The 18,699-nt window shown below is 67.6% G+C and carries 10 protein-coding genes; 7 read left to right on the top strand and 3 right to left on the bottom strand.

Features of this window, described 5'->3' with window-relative positions:
• Nucleotides 1-13: 13 nt before the first annotated feature.
• A complete protein-coding gene (locus tag ACFWU5_RS20990; protein WP_379268337.1) occupies nt 14-2,203 on the bottom strand; it encodes an MMPL family transporter in 2,190 nt (729 codons plus the stop codon).
• 273 nt (nt 2,204-2,476) lie between these two features.
• Between ACFWU5_RS20990 and ACFWU5_RS20985 the strand changes: the two genes are divergently transcribed.
• The 7 genes from ACFWU5_RS20985 to ligA all read left to right on the top strand — a co-directional run bounded on the left by ACFWU5_RS20985 (nt 2,477) and on the right by ligA (nt 16,807).
• The gene (locus tag ACFWU5_RS20985) at nt 2,477-8,881 is read left to right on the top strand and encodes a type I polyketide synthase (protein WP_379268336.1); all 6,405 of its coding nucleotides are present in this window, start codon (nt 2,477-2,479) and stop codon (nt 8,879-8,881) included.
• Entirely contained in the window at nt 8,881-10,287 is a 1,407-nt protein-coding gene (locus tag ACFWU5_RS20980) for a condensation domain-containing protein (RefSeq protein ID WP_379268335.1), read from the top strand. The genes ACFWU5_RS20985 and ACFWU5_RS20980 overlap by 1 nt, the downstream gene beginning before the upstream one ends.
• On the top strand, nt 10,284-10,994 hold the full coding sequence (locus ACFWU5_RS20975; RefSeq protein WP_379268334.1) for a hypothetical protein: 711 nt from the start codon (nt 10,284-10,286) through the stop codon (nt 10,992-10,994). The genes ACFWU5_RS20980 and ACFWU5_RS20975 overlap by 4 nt, the downstream gene beginning before the upstream one ends.
• Entirely contained in the window at nt 10,991-12,409 is a 1,419-nt protein-coding gene (locus ACFWU5_RS20970; protein WP_379268333.1) for an MFS transporter, read from the top strand. The genes ACFWU5_RS20975 and ACFWU5_RS20970 overlap by 4 nt, the downstream gene beginning before the upstream one ends.
• Before the next feature lie 82 nt (nt 12,410-12,491).
• On the top strand, nt 12,492-14,138 hold the full coding sequence (locus tag ACFWU5_RS20965; protein ID WP_379268332.1) for a bifunctional 3'-5' exonuclease/DNA polymerase: 1,647 nt from the start codon (nt 12,492-12,494) through the stop codon (nt 14,136-14,138).
• Between the two features lie 50 nt (nt 14,139-14,188).
• Nucleotides 14,189-14,758 carry a dihydrofolate reductase family protein gene (locus ACFWU5_RS20960; RefSeq protein ID WP_379268331.1) on the top strand — a complete coding sequence of 190 codons (570 nt, stop codon included), beginning with the start codon at nt 14,189-14,191 and terminating at the stop codon, nt 14,756-14,758.
• Nucleotides 14,759-14,764: 6 nt separating this feature from the next.
• Nucleotides 14,765-16,807 (top strand): NAD-dependent DNA ligase LigA, encoded by a 2,043-nt coding sequence (gene ligA / locus ACFWU5_RS20955; protein ID WP_379268330.1) that lies wholly within the window; start codon nt 14,765-14,767, stop codon nt 16,805-16,807.
• Nucleotides 16,808-16,901: 94 nt separating this feature from the next.
• Here the strand turns inward: ligA and ACFWU5_RS20950 are convergent, their stop codons facing one another.
• Both ACFWU5_RS20950 and ACFWU5_RS20945 read right to left on the bottom strand, forming a co-directional pair.
• On the bottom strand, nt 16,902-17,924 hold the full coding sequence (locus ACFWU5_RS20950; protein ID WP_379268329.1) for a MerR family transcriptional regulator: 1,023 nt from the start codon (nt 17,922-17,924) through the stop codon (nt 16,902-16,904).
• Complete coding sequence (locus ACFWU5_RS20945; protein ID WP_379268328.1) at nt 17,918-18,580, bottom strand: HEAT repeat domain-containing protein; 663 nt, start codon at nt 18,578-18,580, stop codon at nt 17,918-17,920. The genes ACFWU5_RS20950 and ACFWU5_RS20945 overlap by 7 nt, the downstream gene beginning before the upstream one ends.
• Between the last annotated feature and the right edge of the window lie 119 nt (nt 18,581-18,699).

Below are 18,699 nucleotides of genomic sequence, written 5' to 3'. Positions count from 1 at the left end.
ATACTCCGCGATTTCAGGTCCGGTCGCCGCGCGCCGGCGTCGGTACGGCTTCGGAAGGTGTTGAAGGGGAAGGGGTGTCGCGCTTCATCCACTGCGGTGCCCACCAGCAGGCGTCCCCGAGCAGCTTCATGGAGGCGGGCACCAGCAGCATCCGCAGAATGGTGGCGTCGATGAACAAAGCAGTGACCATGCCGAAGGCGATGTACTGCATCATCAGCAGATCCGACAGCGCGAACGCCCCGGTGACTACGAGCAGGATCAGCGCCGCCGCGGTGATGATGCGGCCCGTGCGCGCGATGCCCGTCTGCACGGCCTCGGTGGTGGAGGCGCCCGCGGCCCTGGCTTCGACGATGCGTGACAGCAGGAAGACCTCATAATCGGTCGACAGGCCGTAGACCACCGACACGATCACCACCAGCACCAGCGACATGATCGGTTGCGGGGTGAAGCCGAACACTCCCGCGCCGTGCCCGTCGATGAACACCCAGGTGAGCACGCCGAGTGTGGCGCCGAGGCCGAGCAGGTTCAACACCGCGGCCTTGAGCGGCAGTACCAGCGAACCGAACGTGAGCGCCATCAGCAGCGTGCTGGCGAGGAAGACGAACAGGATCATCAACGGCATTCGCTCGACCAGCGCGTCGATACTGTCCTTCTCTACCGCGGGCATACCGCCGACCATCAGTGTCGTGCCCGACGGCAGCGGCATCGAACGCAGATAGTCGATGGTCGCCTCGGCACTGTCGGAGCTGTCGAGCACGGTGTGAGTGGTCAGCACCTGCGGTTGGAACGGTGACTGCATCGGTTCGGCGAAAGGCGCGGCCAGGCCGGGAGCGTGGTTGGCGTCGGCGCGCACGGCATCGGCGGTCTCGGGGTCGAACGTGACGATGACCAGGTCGATCGGATCGATCTGACGCAGCGGGAACAGTTCGTCGAAGTGCTGTTGCGCCATGCGCGTTGGATGATCCGGCGGCAGGAAACGCTCGTTGATGGAACCGAAGGCCAGATTCTGGATCGGGACGATGAGCAGCAGCAGTCCGGCGCAGATCGGAATCGCCACCATCAGTGGACGTTTCATGACCCGTGCGGCGAACCGACCCCAAATGTTCTCGGGGACACGGTCACTGGCGACGGGTTTGCGAAACCAGTCGACTCCGAGCCAATCCACGCGCCTGCCCAATACGGCCAGCATCGCGGGCAGCAGCGTGATCGAGGTGAAGGCGGCCAGCGAAATGGTGATGATGGCGCCATAGGCGAACGAGCGCAGGAAACCCTGCGGGAACACCAGAATGCCCGCCGCCGCGACCACCACGATCAGGGCCGAGAACAACACCGTGCGCCCCGCCGTGGTCACCGACCGCCGCACCGCGTCGTCGACGGAACGCCCGTCGGCCAGCTCCTCACGGAAGCGACTGAGCACGAACAGCCCGTAGTCGATCGCCAAGCCGAGCCCGATCATCGAAACAACTGGGGAGACAAAGGAGTTCACTTCGGTGACGGCGGTGAGGCACCGCAGCAACCCCCACGCGCCCAGCATGGTGAGCCCGCCGACGATCAACGGCAGCGCCGCGGCGACCACGCCACCGAACAGGAAGAACAACAGCACCGCGACCACGGGGATCGCGAACAGCTCCACGCGCCGCTGATCCTGAACCATGGTGTCGCTCAACGCCAATGCCACCGGTTGCCCGCCGGCCAGCTCGACCTCGACCCCCGGAATCACCAACTGCGCGGCGATCTTTCGGTAGTTGCGGCCCTGCTCGGTGGGATCCACACCGCTGACCGCCACCGACGCGAAGGCGTAATCCTTGTCGGGCGAACCGAACACCTCGGGCAGCGCCACACCGGTATCGGTGGGCCAGTACGCGCCGTTGACGCGGTCGATCTGGTCCGGGAACCGCTGCGGCAGGCTGTTCAGCCCCGCCACCACTTTGTCGGCGAAGACCGGATCGTCGATGGTGGTGCCGTCGGGCGCGCGGACCAGCAGGATCACATCACTGCTGTGATCGCGTCCGAACGCGTTGTCGCGCACGTGCGCCGCGCGCACCGATTCCGACGACGGATCGTCGAATCCCTTCGAACTCAGATCCGCACCCAGGCCCAGACCGTAGGCACCCAGTGTCAGCAACCCGGCCACCATCACCACGATGACCGCGTAACGACGCCGCACCACGGTGTCGGCCCACTGGTTCAACTCGGCGAACACATTCGCCTCCCAACTACTCGCGATGGGGTCGAACCTGTCACTGTCAGCAGTCTTTTCGGTCGCGATAACGCAATGTTGCACCCGGTCACAACGCGCACCGGAATTCTGTTGTGAGTCGTGACTTCGCGCGCTGGGTCCGATCACAGGGGTTCGCGCGATTACCCGTCCGAAATTCCAGAGGTCGGTAATCGGCCGATCGACACGCTGGTGGGCTCCTTACGTTGACATCACACGGTCGAAGGACAACAGACCGGTCGAGCCGGAGGAAATTGCGTGTCGGATATTGCCATTGTCGGAATCGGATGTCGGTTCGCGGGCGGAATCGATTCCCCGGAATCGTTCTGGGACTTTATCGTCGACAAACGCGACGGCGTCGTGGAGATGCCCGCCGATCGCTGGGATTGGCGCCGCTACTACGACCCCGAACCCCGCACACCGGGGCGCAGCTACACCAAACACGGTGCGTTCATGACCACCGACCCGTGGTCGTTCGACCCCGACTTCTTCGGGATCTCACCCCGCGAGGCCACGGTGCTCGACCCGCAGCAGCGGCTGATGCTCGAGGTGACCTGGGAGGCCCTCGACGACGCCGGGATCGCGGGTCAGGCGGCCGGTGCGCAGGTGGGCGTGTATGTGGGCGGGTTCGTGGTGGACCAGTCGGTGATCGGCGTGGTCGGGCCCGCGCTGTTCCACACCGACATGCACACCCCCGCCAGCGCCTCGTACACGATGCTGTCCAACCGCATCGCCTACGCGCTGAACCTGGTCGGCCCCGCGATCACCGTCGACACCGCCTGCTCGTCGTCGCTGGTCGCGTTGCATCTGGCCTGCCAGGCGCTGGACAACGACGACTGCAAGGTGGCGCTGGCGGGCGGTGTCAATGTGATGCTGCAGCCGGAAACGTTCGTGCTCATGTGCAAGGGCGGGTTCCTGGCCGCCGACGGGCGCTGCAAGTCCTTCGACGCCTCCGCCGACGGTTACGGCCGCGGTGAGGGCGCGGGCATGATCGTGCTGAAGAAGCTGGCCGACGCGCAGGCGGACGGCGATCGCATCTACGCGGTGATCAAGGCGACCGGATCGAACCAGGACGGCCGCACGACCGCGATCACCGTGCCCAATGTCGATTCGCAGGAGGCCCTTGCCCGCACCGTGTGCGAGCGTTCGGGCATCCCCGCCGACGAGATCACCTACCTGGAAGCGCACGGCACCGGAACTCTGGTCGGCGATCCGGTTGAATTGCGCGCTCTCGGAAGGGTGTTCGGCTCGCCGTCCGGTCGAACCGGCACCATCGGCGTCGGCTCGGTGAAGGCCACCATCGGCCACACCGAAGCCGCCGCGGGCGTGGCCAGCGTGATCAAAGCCGCACTGGCACTGCAACATCGCACGCTGCCGCCGCAGGGTTGGCTCAACAACCCCAACCCTGACATCCCCTTCGACGAGCTGGGCCTGCACGTACAGACCGAAGCGCAACCGCTACCCGCTGACGCGGCCCCGATGTCGGTGGCGGTCAACGGTTTCGGCTACGGCGGCACCAACGCCCACGCCATCCTGCAGGAATTCCGCGCTCCCGCGCCGGCTTCCGAGGCTCCCCGACACCTGGGCATCCTGCCGCTGTCCGCGCGCAGCACCGGCGCCGCACGGGCGCTGGCAGGCCGGTTCGCCGACCTGATCACCGCCGGTGCCGACCCGGACCGGCTGGCCGAGGCGGCCTGGACCCGGATGGCGCACCACCCGTTCCGCACCGGCGTGCTCGTGGACGGCTCCACCGACGACCTGGTGCGCGAACTGCACGAATACGCCGCGGGGACCGGCCGCGACGCCACCCGCACGATCACCTCCGGCACCACCGAACCGGTGTTCGTGTTCTCGGGCATGGGACCGCAGCATTGGAAGATGGCGCGCGACCTGCTCACCGCCGGTGGGGTTTTCGCGGAGACGGCTCAAGAGATCGACGCGGAGTTCCAGGCGATCGCGGGCTGGTCCATCATCGAGGAATTGCTGAAGCCCGAAGGCGAATCACGCGTCACCCGAACCGAAGTCGCCCAACCCGCCAACTTCCTTGTCCAGGTGGGTCTGGTGCGCGAGCTGGCCGAATACGGCATCGTGCCCGCGGCCATCCTCGGGCACAGCGTGGGCGAGGTGTCCGCGGCGTACGTCAGCGGGATGCTGTCGCTGCGTGACGCGGTGCGCGTGGCCTATCACCGGGCGCGCCTGCAGGCCACGACCGCGGGCACCGGCGGGATGCTCGCCATCGGCATGAGCAGAGAGCAGGCCGACGCGCTCATCGTCGACGATCCTCGGGTCGATATCGCCGCGATCAACAGCCCCACCTCCCTGACGCTGTCGGGTGATGTCGATCGGCTCGACGAGATCGCCGAAAAGCTCACCGAGGACGGTATTTTCGCGCGTCGTCTGCGGGTGGAGGTGCCGTATCACAGTCGTCTGATGGCGCCGATTCGCGACGAATTGCTCACGGCGCTGGCCGATCTGACGCCTGAGGCGCCCTCGGTGCCGCTGTACTCCTCGGTGACCGGCGCGCTGGTCACCGAAGGGGACTGGAACGCCGAATACTGGTGGTCCAATGTCCGTGAGCCCGTGCGCTTCTTCGACGCCGTGGTCAACCTGATCGGCGCCGGCAACCGCGTCTACCTCGAGGTCGGCCCGCACCCGGTGCTGTCGGGCAATATTCGCGAAGCACTGGTCGACGCGGACGTGCACGGCACCACCGTGGCCACCCTCGACCGCGAACAGTCCGACTCACACAGCCTGCGCCGCACCCTGATCGGCCTGCACGCCGCCGGCGTGCTCGACCGCGACCTGCTGTTCCCACAGCGCACCGCCGCGCACGTGCCGTTGCCGCGCTACCCCTGGCAGCGCACCCACCTGCACTCCGCACTGCCCCTGTTCGAACAGGCACGGCTCGGCACCCCCGACGGCTACGCCATGCTCGGCGACCCCGATGTGGAAGGACGCCCGGAATGGCTGCTGCAGGTGGGCACGCAGCTGCTGCCGTGGCTGGCCGACCACGTCGTGAACGGGGTCAAGATCATGCCGGGCGCGGCCTACCTGGACGCCGCGCTCAGTGCCACCGCACAGCGGATCGGCAGCAAACAGGTTGCGCTGGAAGGGGTTCGGTTCGTCGCGCCGTTGATCATGGGCGCACCCGATGTGCCGCTGGTCGCGATGAGCGTGGAGGAGGCCAGCGGCCGGTTCCTGATCCGGTCGCGCAGCGCCACGGGCACGGCGTGGACGGTGCACTCCTCGGGGCGCACGCTGACCGGAAGTCACGAGCAGACCGAGGTCGAACTGCCCACCATCGAGGTGGGTGTCGATGTCGACCCGGCGATGTTCTACGCGGGGCTCGCAGCAGCCGGCCTGCAGTACGGGCCGACGTTCCAGCGGGTCACCTCGGTGCGCGTGGGGCGCGATGTGGTGCTGGCCACGGTCGACGGAACCATCGCCACGGACTCGCGGCATCTCGCACACCCTGCCGTCGTTGACGCAGCGATGCAATGTGCCGCAATGCTTTTCACTGACGAGCGGATCAACGAGGGCGTCATGGTGCCCGTCGGGGTGACCGCGGTGCGTCTGCTGGCCGAACTCCCGGCCGAGATCACCGTCATCGCCCGCCGCGACCCCAACGCCCGCCTGCGCGCCGACGTGGACCTGCTCGATCAGGACCGAAAGCTGGTCGCGCGCTTGACCGGCCTGCAGATCGGCGCGCTCAAGCCCGGCGACAGCCCGCTGCACCGGATGGCCGACTTCTACTACACCGAAACCCTCGAACAGCGCGACCCCATCGATCCCGCCGAACTCGCCGACGCGGGAACGGTTTCCACGCTGATCGTCGAGCTCGGCGACAGCCCTCGGATCAAGCAACTGGCCACCGCGTTGCCCGGATCCCGTGTCTATCGCGCCGATCCCTCCGACGACCTCGAGACCGATCTGGTCGCGCACCTCGCCGAGGCCAAGGCCGAACAGGCCAAACGGCTGCACGTGTGCGTCGTGGCCGGCGCGGGCACGGACGACCTCACCGACCTGTGGACGCTCAAGCGCATCGCGGTCGCGGTCTCGGAATTCGCCAACCCGACCGTGGAAGGCGCACCGCCGCAAGCACATTTCGGCGACGGCACCGTGCACGCCACCCTGATCACCGAAGGCGCCTGCGCCGTACCCGGCAACGACCTCGTGCCGGACACCCGCCAGGCCGCACTCGCGGGCGGACGTCGCGTGCTGCTCAACGAGCAGACCCCGCTGCGCTGGCGCCTGATCGACACCGAACCGAGCACCCCCATCGCCGACCTCGTCACCGAACTCGGTGTGCCAGGCGCGTTCTCGCTCGACAACACCGACGAGGTAGTGCTGCGCGACGGTGTGCGCTGGGCACCCGTGGTCACCAAACCGCTACCCGGCCGGATCGAAGAACTGGAAACCTCGCACCCCCTGGGCGACCCGGAGGCCAACTTCGAACTCGACATGCCACGCACCCGGCTGCTGTCACAGGTGGCCTGGCGGCAATGCCCGCGTCCCGCCCCCGCCCCCGGCGAGGTCGAGGTGCGCATGGCGGTGATCGGCCTCAACTACAAGGACCCGCTCAAGATCATCGGCCTGCTGGGCGAACGAGAGCTCGCACCGACGTATTTCGGCACCGTGCCAGGCATGGAAGGCATCGGCACCGTGGTGCGGGTCGGCGACAATGTCACCGACGTCGCGGTCGGTGACAAGGTCGCGGTCGCGTCCAAGGGCATGATGCGCCGGTTCGCGGTGGTCGATCGGCAGCTGGCCGTGGCCGTGCCCGCCGACACCGACCCCGGCCACTGCACCAGCACCATCGCCTTCGGCACCGCCGAATACGCACTGCACGATCTGGCCCGACTCGAACCAGGCGAGACCGTGCTGATCCACGGCGCGGCAGGCGGTGTCGGCACCGCGGCCATCCAGGTCGCCAAGGCGATCGGCGCCCGCATCATCGGCACGGCGAGCTCGCCCGAACGTCGCGAACACGTCCTGGAGATGGGCGCGCACCACGCGGTGAACTCGCGGTCGCTGAACTTCGTCGACGATGTACTCGCCCTGACCAACGGCGCGGGCGCCGACGTGATCATCAGCAGCGCGCCAGGGGAGATCCTGCGCCAGAACTTCAATGCCGCAGCCGAATTCGGTCGCATCGTCGAAGTCGGCAAGGCCGACATCTACACCGGTGGCCTGCTGGAACTGGCCAACTTCGACAAGAACCTCGCCTACTACTCGATGGATCTGGACCGGCTGGTCGCGGTCCGCCCGCAACGCCTGGCACGTCTGCTGGAGCGGGTGTTCGAGAAGGTCACCGACGGCACCTACACCCCGCTGCCGTATCAGCTGTTCGACACCCACGAGGTGAGTCAGGCGTTCGAGGAGACCCTGCGCTCCGCACGCGTGGGCCGCGTCGCGCTGCGCATGGACGACCCGCAGCCGCCCGTACGCCCCTTCCTGCCGCCGATCGAGATCGACAGCAGCGCAAGCTATCTCATTACCGGTGGCTTCGGTGGCTTCGGCATGGCACTGGGCCGCTGGCTGGCACTGCGCGGTGCGCGCAGGCTCGTGTTGGTCGGGCGCAGCGGCGCCACCACCGACACCGCACGCCGTCAGCTCGAGGTCTGGCGGGCAGTGGGCATCGAGGTGATCGAAGAACACGCCGACGTCACCGACGCCGACGCGGTCGCCGCGATCGTGGCCCGCGCGCACAGCCCACAACACCCCCTGCGCGGAATATTCCACGCCGCGGGTGCGGTGGCCGACAACCGCCTGGCCAACATGCAGTTCGCCGAACTGGACCGGGTCTACCGTCCCAAAGTCCATGGCGCGCAAACACTGCACCAGGCCGTGGCCGACGCGGGCATCACCTTGGACATGTTCGTGCTGTGCTCGTCGGGCGGCTCGATGTACGGCATCTACGGGCAGTACAACTACTGCGCCGCCAACATCGCCGTGGAGACACTGGCGCAACGCTGGGCCGCCGCCGGCGAACGCGCACTGTGCATCGGCTGGGGCCACCTGTCGGGCGCGTCAGGCGGCATGGCCTCCGACGAAACCGCCGAAAAGTATTTGGACCTGGTGGGATTCGGCCCCATCGACATGGCCGACGCCACCGCCTACCTGGAACAGGCACTGCGCCTGGGCGCCACCCGAGCGGCGATCATCCCCACCGACTGGGCGAAACTGACCGGCACCTTCCCGCAGTTGGCGCGCACCGGCCGCACCGCCGCCCTGGCCCGCACCTCGGCCAAGGACACCTCCGAATTGGCCAGGCTGCGTGAGGAATTGGCGGCCATGGACGAGGCCAAGCGCGGACCCGCCATCGCCCGGAAGATGGCCGACGAACTCGCGGTCGTGATGGGCGTGCCGGTCGAGTCGATCGACATGACCGTGCCGGTGCCCGAACTGGGGCTGGACTCGTTGATGGCGGTCGAATTGGGCGCGCGCGTGACCAAGACGCTGGGCATCGACCTGATGTCGATGCAGATGGGTCGCTCGTTCAGTCTGGAACAGGCTGGTCCGAAGGTCGCGGAGCTGATCCTGGCATCGGAACCCGTTGCCGCACCACCACTTCCGGTATCGGAATCCGCTCCACAGCCCGACGAGACGACCGACTGGACCGTCGATCGACCCGCGGACGTCTCGATGGCGGGATCGCACTGATGGTGAACTTCGGTCTGATCGACGAATGGCGGCCCTCGCCCGGCCGCCTGGTGACCTGGTTCGCCTCGGCGGACTCGGTCGCGCGCGCGGCGAGAGCACCGGTGCATCCGTCGCCGCCCTCGCTGCAGCAGGAACAGTATCTGCGCCTGGCCGACCGGCACTCCGGCGCGGACTTCCGGTTCTCCGGACTGTGCCTGGTCACCGCCGAGATCCCCACCGGTGACCTCGACCGCGACGCCATCACCCGCGTGATCCACGCATTCCTGTTGCGCCACGACACCTTTCGCACCTGGTTCGCCGTGGAACCCGGCGGCACGGTGCGGCGGCACCTGGTCCCCGAGGCCGATGTCGAGTTCACCCCCGTCGAGTACGGCTACATCGACGACCCCGAGGCGATCTGCCGACACGTGGAGAAGACCACCCCCGGCCCGTTCCAATGGGACTGCTTCACCTTCGGCACGATCGAACACGAACACTCCACCACGCTCTACCTGGCCGTGGACCACCTGCACACCGACGGCCTCGGGCAATACCTGTCCGCCGCCGACTTCGCCCAGCTCTACACCGCGCAACTGTGGGCCGACGCCGAACCCCTTGCCCCCGCAGCCAGTTACCTGGACTACTGCCGCAACGAACGGTTCGTCAGCGACCAGCAGAGCCTGTCCTCGCCCGGGGTGCGGAAATGGTTGGCGCTGTTGGCGGGCAACGACAACCGGCTGCCGGTCTTCCCGCTCGACCTGGGCAAGAAGACCGACGGCTACCACCGCAGCGCCCACCGCAGCATCGAACTGCTCGACGACGAGCAGGCCGACCGCTTCGAACAGGTCTGCCGTGCCAACGGCGCCGACTTCGTGGGCGGAGTGTTCGCCGCGGCGGCACTGGCCGAACGGGAGCTGGTCGGCTCGGACTACTACTTCGGCATGACCCCGATCAGCACCAGAACCACAGCGGCGGAAAATAACTCAGTCGGCTGGTACGTCACTCTGGTCCCCGTCGCGTTTCCGCTGAGCGAACGCACCACCATCGGCCGCGCGATCACCCTGGCCCAACGCGCGTACGACAGCGGCCTGCTGATGGCACCCACTTCCTTCCACCGGGTGCTGGACCTGCTGCCGCCCGATTCCGAGATCAAGGCCGAGCCCGGCTGGGTCACGCCGATGATCTCGTTCATCGATGCCAGGGACTTCCTCGGCAACGAACTGTTCGACAGCTTGAACGCCGGCGTCTTCGCCAACCGCGCCGCCTCCGAAGAAGCCCTGATCTGGATCAACCGGCTGCCGGGACGCACCTCACTGAGCGTGATCTTCCCCGACACCGAGATCGCCCAGGAGTCGGTGTCGCGCTATCTCACCACCATGAAGTCGGTCTTCACGGCCATCATCGACAGCGGCGAGGAGCACCGGTGATCCGAGAAGAGTTCGAACCCAGCATCTTTCGCGATCCGCACATCCCCGACGGGGAGAAGTCGATGTACCGCATCGGCATCACCGGACAGCCGGGCGGCCTCGACGTGTCGCACGTAGTCGTGCACAACCGGGGCGCTTACCACACGACACTCGAAGTAGGCTCCGGCGATTCGGGTCAGCGCGGGCTGTCGATGACGATCGAGCAGCGGATCAGCCGCATCGACGGGCGACTGCACGCGGAAACCTATCGCGCACAAACACTGTCGGGAACCACCGTGGTGTCGCGGGAAGAAGCCAACTTCGCCGACACCGTGCACCTGCAGTTCGGCGGGCTGCCGCAACCGTTCCCGGCGAACGTGATGCCGATCGCCGGCGGGCTCACCCTGCTGCGCGGGCTGGAATTCGCCGACGGGCTGGTCGAAACGGTCGACGCGTGGCTGTCGTTCTCCGTGCACTGGCCGCTGCTGGTTCGGGTGGAGAAACAGGTCGTGTTCGCGGGGCCCGCCGGGGTGTTCCCCTGCTGGCAGGTGCGGATGCGGCCGGGATTCGACCAGGTGAACCCCATGCTGGACAAGATGGTCGGCTCCGTCGTGCCGCCGTTCCTCGCACTGTTCGAAGTCGCGGAACCGCATCGGCTGGTGCAGGTCAGCTTCCCGACCCAGATGTCGATGTCGGCCCCGCGCGCCACGATGGAGTTGGTGTCATGACCGTCAAAATCGACACGCGTGAGCTCGGTGCGTGGCTGGCCTTCGGTGCGTGCCTGATCGCGGTGTTCATGCAGATGATCGACGTGACGATCGTGAACACCGCCCTGCCGAACCTGACCGCCGACCTCGGTGCGTCCAGATCCGCTCAGCTGCTGGTGATTTCGGGCTACGCGTTGGCTTTCGCGTGCACCTTGCTCACTGCGGCGCGGGTCGGGGCGATGGTCGGTAGGCGCCGGATGTTTCTGGTGTCGGTGGTCGCGTTCACCGCCGCGTCGGTGTGGTGTGGATTGGCTGACGGCGCAACCGAATTGGTGATCGCGCGGGTGGTGCAAGGTGCGGCGGGCGCGGGGATGGCGGCCCAGACGATCGCGATTCTCACGGCCGGCTTTCCGCGCGAACGGCATCCGTTGGTGTTCGCGCTGTACGGGGGAGTGGCCGGATTTGCCGGGATGCTCGGGCCGATCGTGGGTGGGGTGCTGCTCACTCTCGATATCGGCGGGTGGGGGTGGCGGTCGGTGTTCTTGATCAACCTGCCGATCGGGGTGTTCGCGTTCGCGCTGGCCTGGAAGTTTTTGGACCGGAGTAAGCCCGAAGGGGGACACCAGCTCGATCTGGTCGGTGCTGCGCTGTCGGGGCTCGGATTGTTCGCCTTGATCGCCGGGATGGCGCAGATTCAGGAACATGGGTGGCGACTGGATTTGCTCGCGGTGGTCGGTGCCGGGGTCGTGCTCGTCGGGGTGTTCCTCGCACAGCAGCGCAGCCGCACCGCGCGGGGTGCGAGCCCGCTCGTGCGCCTGGATCTGTTCGGCAACCACGGCTTCCGGATCGGGTCGGTGCTGGTGGGGGCGTTCTTCGGACTGTTCACCGCGTTCGTGTTCGCGGCCTCGATCACCATGCAGGATGTGCTCGGGTACTCGCCGTTGCTCACCGGGATGGTGATGACGTTGTTCGCGCTGGGTGCTGGTGCGGGAGCCATCGGGTCGCTGGTTTTGGTTCCTCGCTGGGATATCTGGGCGTTGGCCGGGGGGATCGCGCTGTTCGGTGGGTGCATCGGGGCGGGTGGGGTTTATCTGTACCTGGTCGATGGGGTGGCGAGCGCGCTGCTGTGTGCCGGGCCGGTGTTCGCGGCCGGGTTCGGGGTCGGGGTGTTCGGGGTGCAGTTGCAGCCGATGATGTTGTCCGGGCTGGATTCGGAGCGGATGGCTGAGGCTTCGGGGGTGTTGCCGACTGTCGAGCAGGTCGGGAACGCGGTGGGGTTGGCGGTGTTGACCACGGTGTTCTTCCGGTCGCACACGCTCGGGGGCAGCATCATGATGATGGGGGCCATCGCGGGTGTTGCGCTGGTTCTCGCGGCGTTGACGTTGGCGATGCCGTCGCGTGCGCGTCGAGAACAGGCTGCTGCTGTGGCTGTGTGAAGAACGTCGGGTCTCGCGCGGTTGCCGGAGTCTCGTGTGGCGTCGCCGCAGGTTGTCGTACCCCGGTGCCAGACTCTGGCAGGTGCGGTGGGCGATAGCGGAGACGGGTGACGGTGGCGCTCGGCTGTGCCCGCTCGACCAGGACGGACACCCCGCCGGGCCCGTGGTCGACGAACCCTCGCTCATCGAGGCCGTGCGCTCGCGACCCGACGTCGACAGGTGGGTGTGGCGATCCACCGCCGAGATCTATCGGCCACTGCTCGCGGCGGGTGTGTGGGTGCAGCGCTGCTACGACGTGCAGGCGGCCGAATCGTTGCTGATCGGCCACGAAGAAGGACAGTCGGGCCAACCCCGCTCGCTCGCCGCCGCATGGGCACGCCTGCACAACCTGCCCGTGCCGCCCGATGGTCCTGTGCGCGCCGCCGAAACCCAGCCATCGCTGTTCGACTCCGGCCCCGTGCCGCTCCCCGCGGGCACTGACGAGTTCACCGCCTTGCTCGCGGTCTACGCCGGACAGATCGCCCGCACAGCCCGCACCGAACATCCCGACCGCATGCGCCTGCTGCTCGCCGCGGAATCAGCGGGAATGCTCGTCGCGACGGAAATGGGTCTCGCCGGAATCCCGTGGCACGCCGACGTCCACCGCGAACTCTTGGATTCCTTTCTCGGAGAACGTTTTCCCGGCGGTTCGGAACCACGCCGCATGGCGGAACTGGCCGACGAAGTCTCCCAGGCATTCGGCTTCCGAGTCCGCCCCGACCTACCCGCCGACATCATCAAAGCCTTCGGCCGCGCCGGAATCCTGTTGTCCTCCACCAGAAAATGGGAAATCCAGAACATCGACCACCCCGCCGTAGCCCCGCTGCTGGCCTACAAATCGCTGTACCGCCTGTACACCGCCAACGGCTGGTCCTGGCTCGAACAATGGGTCCACGACGGCCGCTTCCGTCCCGAATACCTGCCCGGCGGAACAGTATCCGGCCGCTGGACCACCAATGGCGGTGGCGCACTACAGATCCCGAAGGTGATCCGTGCAGCCATCCGCGCCGACCCCGGCTGGTCGCTGGTCGTCGCCGACGCCGACCAAATGGAACCCCGAGTACTCGCCGCCATCTCCCGAGACCCCGGCCTGATGGAAGTAGCCGGCCGCGGCGACGACCTCTACGCCGACCTGGCCGCCCGCGGCTTCGGCGGCGACCGAGACCAAGCCAAAATCGCCCTGCTGAGCGCCATCTACGGCCAAACCTCCGGCGACGCCCTCACCCACATGGCCAACCTGCGCCGCCGCTACCCCGCCGCGGTCGCCTACGTCGACGACGCCGCCCACGCAGGCGAAGAAGGCCGCCTGGTCCGCACCTGGCTGGGCCGCACCTGCACACCCCTGTCGGTGCCGCCCGACGACATCGAACCACCCCCCGACACCCGCACCAACTCCGCCGCCCGAGCCCGAGGCCGCTTCACCCGCAACTTCGTGGTCCAAGGCAGCGCCGCCGACTGGGCTCTGCTGGTCCTGGCCGGCCTGCGCCACGCCCTGCGCGACCTGCGCGCGGAACTGGTCTTCTTCCAACACGACGAAGTGATCGTGCACTGCCCGACCGACGAAGCCGAAACAGTCGCCGCGGCGATCGCCACCGCCGCGAACACCGCAGGCCGAATCGCCTTCGGACACACCCCAGTTCGGTTCCCTTTCACCACCGCGGTGGTGCAGTGCTACGGCGACGCGAAATAGGTCGCATCGGGCTGCGATGAGTTTCGCGTGGCGCGGGCGTCTAATCGAACATGACCTCAATTCACGCGGACATCACCCTCTCCCTCGACGGCTACGTCGCCGGTCCCCACGCGGGCCCCGGCAACGGGCTCGGCGACGGCGGCCGACCCCTCCATGATTGGATCTTCGGCGACCTGACCGATCCCGCCAACAGCGCCGACGCGGACTTCGTCGAGAAGCTCGATGCCGAAACCGGTGCGGTCATCGTCGGGCGCACCATGTTCGAAGCAGGCGACCGCTGGGGCAACCAGAATCCGTTCTCGACGCCGGCCTTCGTGCTGACCACCCGCGTCACCGACGACCTGCCGTCCGGCTTCGAGTACGTGACAAGCCTGCCCGAGGCCCTGCGCCGAGCCCGCGACGTCGCAGGCGACAAGGCGGTGGCCGTGCGCGGCGGCGCGCACGTGATCCGCCAGTTCCTCGAAGCCGACCTGGTCGACACCCTCACCCTGCACCTCGCCCCGCTCGTCCTCGGCGGCGGCACCCGCCTGTTCGAGGGCTGCGTGCCGACCGTGTGGCAGCGAACCGACTGCCGTCCGTCGCCGCGAGTCACCCACCTGACCTACCGCATCGCCCGCTGAGCCATTGTGGCCGCGTCCCTGCCGTTCCTGTCGGTGGGTTTCGGTAGCGTTCGTGGCGTGGAAACAGGCAAACGAATCCAAGAGCTCGCGGACCGCATGGTAGAGCTGCGCGACGCCTACTACCAGGGCACGCCGCTGGTCGCGGACGCCGACTTCGACGCGGTCGAAGACGAACTGCGCGCGCTGATCGAAGCCAATCCCGAGCTCACGCCTGACCCGAACCCGCTCGAGCAGGTCGGTGCGCCCGCGGTACTGCACGCGCCGGTGCGGCACTCGCGACCGATGCTGTCGCTCGAGAAGTCGACCAAACCCGAGCAGGTCGAGGCGTTCTTCAACCGCTTCCCCGGACAGTCGGTGGTCGTCATGCCCAAGCTGGACGGGTTATCCCTGGCCATCGTCTACGAGAACGGGCGGCTGATGCGCGCGGTCACCCGCGGCGACGGCACCACCGGAGACGACGTGACGCTGCTGGTCCGCGCCCTGGTCGACGGAGTTCCCGAGCGGATCGACCTGCCGGGGCGCGTGGAGGTGCGTGGCGAGGCGGTCATGCTGCGATCCACTTTCATCGCCTACAACGTCGCGCACCCCGACAAGCCACTGATCAACCCCCGCAACGCCGCAGCGGGCACTCTGCGTTCCAAAGACCCGTCCACCGTGTCGGACCGACGCCTGCAATTCTTCGGCTTCGACCTGGACACCTCCGCCGACGACGCCGCCCACGACCTGGGTGAGGGGCTGCGCGCCATCGGCGTCGCGGGAGCGGAGATGCGCCTGTGCGCCGACGCCGCGCAGGCACAGGCCGCGATCACCGATATCGAAGCCGGCCGCAACGACCTGGACTACGACATCGACGGTGCGGTACTACGCCTGGCCGACCGAGATGCCTACGCGGCAGCCGGAACTCGCTCGAACTCCCCCCGCGGCGCACTCGCCTTCAAGTTCGCCGCCGAGGAAAAAACCACCCTGCTGCGCGAAGTCATCTGGGACGTCGGCAAGACCGGCAAAATCGTCCCCGTCGCCTGGCTCGAACCCGTCTTCGTCGGCGGCACCACCGTCACCAAAGCAACCCTGGCCAACCAGGAAGTGATCCGCGCCCGCGACATCAAGGTCGGCGACACCGTCCTCGTCCGCCGCGCAGGCGACGTAATCCCGTTCGTAGCAGGCGTTCTCGATGCCTCGAAACGCACCGGCGAAGAAATCGACATCATCTCGCCCACCGCCTGCCCCTCCTGCGGCCAACCGGTCACCGAACAGGGCAACAGCCGAGAACTGTTCTGCACCAACGTTTCCTGCCCCGCGCAAACGGTCCGCCGCCTCATCCACTGGGCCTCGCGAGCAGCCGCGGACATCGATGCCATCGGTGGAGTTTGGATCGAACGCCTAGCCGAGGCAGGCATCCTGGAAAACCCCTCCGACTTCTACACCCTGACCAAAGAACGCCTCCTCGAGTTCGACCGTATCGGCGAAATCTCCGCTGCCCGCATGATCGACTCGATCGACGCCAGCCGCCAGGTAGGCCTGCGCCGCGCCCTGATCGGCCTAGCCATCCCCATGGCGTCCGACGGCACCGCCGCCCGCCTGGCCCGCTCCGGCTTCGGCTCCCTGGAAGAAGTCGCCGACGCGGGCGAAGAACGCCTGGTCGCAGTCGAAGACATCGGCCCCAAGGTCGCTGCCTCCCTCGAAGCCCACCTCACCCGCCTGCGTCCAGAACTGGAACGCCTTCGAGCCGCAGGCGTCAATCTCGATGTGCGCGAAGAAGACCTCCCCCCGGTCGTCGCGGCCGGCGCCCCCCTCGCGGGCAAAACGGTCGTCATCACCGGCGCCATCAGCGACCCCCGCTCCGGCGAAAAGGTCGCCCGCCCGACCTTCCAGCGGCTGTGCGAACAGGCAGGCGCCACCACGGTCTCCTCGGTCTCGGCCAACACCGACATGCTCATCACCGGCGCGGGCGTCGGCGACAGCAAACTCGCCAAGGCGGAAAAGCTCGGCGTGGAGGTCGTCGACCAGGGCGAAATCTGGAACTTACTGATCGAGGCCAAGGTCGTGTAGGGGCAGCCGAATCCACTGTCACGGAACACGCCCAGCGACAGCACCGCGTCCACGATCAGGCGTTCTGTGGGTGGAGCCGTGCGACCACCCGCGATCAGTAATCCTGGCTCTTCGCTCGAGATGCCACCAGTTCGGTGAAGGCCTTCGCGACAAGGGCGACGGAATGATCCGGGTCCGCGCTCAGTGGCCGCAAGGTCGCCAGCGCGCTGGTGCCGGGCAGTTCCACCAATGCCTGGATCAGCCGGATTCGGATGCCTGCGTCGTGATCGTGTGTGGTCAGAGCGTCGGTCAGCGCGCGCAATATTCGATCGGCGGATTCCGGATCACCGGACAGCTCGCCCAGCACTTCGCCCGCGTCGACATCGTTGACACCCGCGATCACCATTCCCACCAGGACCGGCTCGGCCGCGGTCACGCCACGACGACCGGCGGACAGGGCCGCGTGACCACGGACCCCGGAGTCCGGATCGTCGAGCGTGGCGGTGAGCAACTCGGTCGCGGCGTCGCCCGAAATCTCCGCCACCGCCAGCACCGCCCGCCGCCGAACCTCGACGTCGACCGAGGCAAGTCCGGGCGCGACCGCGACCAGGCCGTCGCCGCCGGCCCGCGACAGCGCCCAGCGCAGGGCGCCCGCCATATTGGGCTCGGTCTCGGCCAGCACCGCCGCGGCCAGCAGGCCCGTCGGCACCGGCTCGTTCGCGGCCGGGTTCAGCACCGCCTGCAAACGGTTGTGCGGGTCGGCCGAGCCGAGCGTGCGAACCAGTTCGACGATGCGCAGCACATCCGGCCAATCGTCGGGCTCGGCGTTCTCGACCGCGCGCAGCCGATCGAGCAGTTCGCGCTCCCGCACCAGCCGCTGCTCCGTGCGTTCGATGAGATCGCTCACCAGGGTCCGCGGCGTGAACGACTGATCTGCCAGTATCCGGGCGATCTCGCGCAACGAGAGACCAAGCGTCCGAAGGCTTTCCACGTGAAAGATGCTGCGGATATCGGCATCGGAGTACTGGCGATACCCGCCGACGGTGCGCCCGGTGGGTCTGACCAGCCTGAGCGAGTCGTAGTGGCGCAGCATTCGGGTGCTGACTCCCGAACGCCGCGCCACCTCGCCGATCAGCACGGGGCGCCGTCGAGGGCAGCGACCCGCTTCGCCGCGTCGATGTCGAGATCGAACGCGGCATCCGGGTCACGCAGCAACTGCTCGGTGGCCAACGCGTGCGCCCGCACTTCTGGATCGGCACTGGTCGTCGCGCGATGCAGCACCGGGGCGATCACCTCGCCCAGTGAGGTCAGCGCACGGCTCAAGCTGCGCCGAACGTCCCGATCACCGCGGGCGAATTGGGTAGCGAGCTCGGTGGCCAATGCCTCGCACTCGGCATCCGGCACGAGGACAACCGCCGCCCGCCACGCGCTGCGCGCCACGTCGTCATCGGGATCGCGCAGCAGCGCCGAGGTAATCGACGGCCACACCGTCGGATCGCCGATCTTGGACAGCGTGTGCAACGCCTGGCTCCGGGCCTGACCTCCGTCGGACTCCAGTTCGGCGCGCAGCCGGGGCACGGTCAGCTCAGCGGGAAGTCTGGTCAGCGCCCAAGTGAGCATGTCGCGCACGAAGAAGTCCGACTCCACCGCGCAGCGATCCACCAGCGCACCCAGCAGCGCCGGGTCGGCATGGGTGCCCGCAGCCAGCGCGGCCTGCAGCCGGGTCGACGCATCCCGCGCGCTCAGCGCGGCAAGCAGCCGCGGATCCACCGATTGTCCTGATGTCGAGTTCATGTCGGAACCACCTCCAACCTCCAGTGAAGACGTTGTCACTGTGTCAGGGTCAAGCGCTCGATCGGGTCAGGACGCTCACCGTCGCGCCCGGCAGGACCGTGCGCATCACCTGTACCACT

The organism is Nocardia sp. NPDC058640, assembly GCF_042716995.1.
Lineage (GTDB): Bacteria > Actinomycetota > Actinomycetes > Mycobacteriales > Mycobacteriaceae > Nocardia.
The sequence above is the reverse complement of the archived record's forward strand: the minus strand, read 5'-3'. Positions and strand labels throughout refer to the sequence as shown.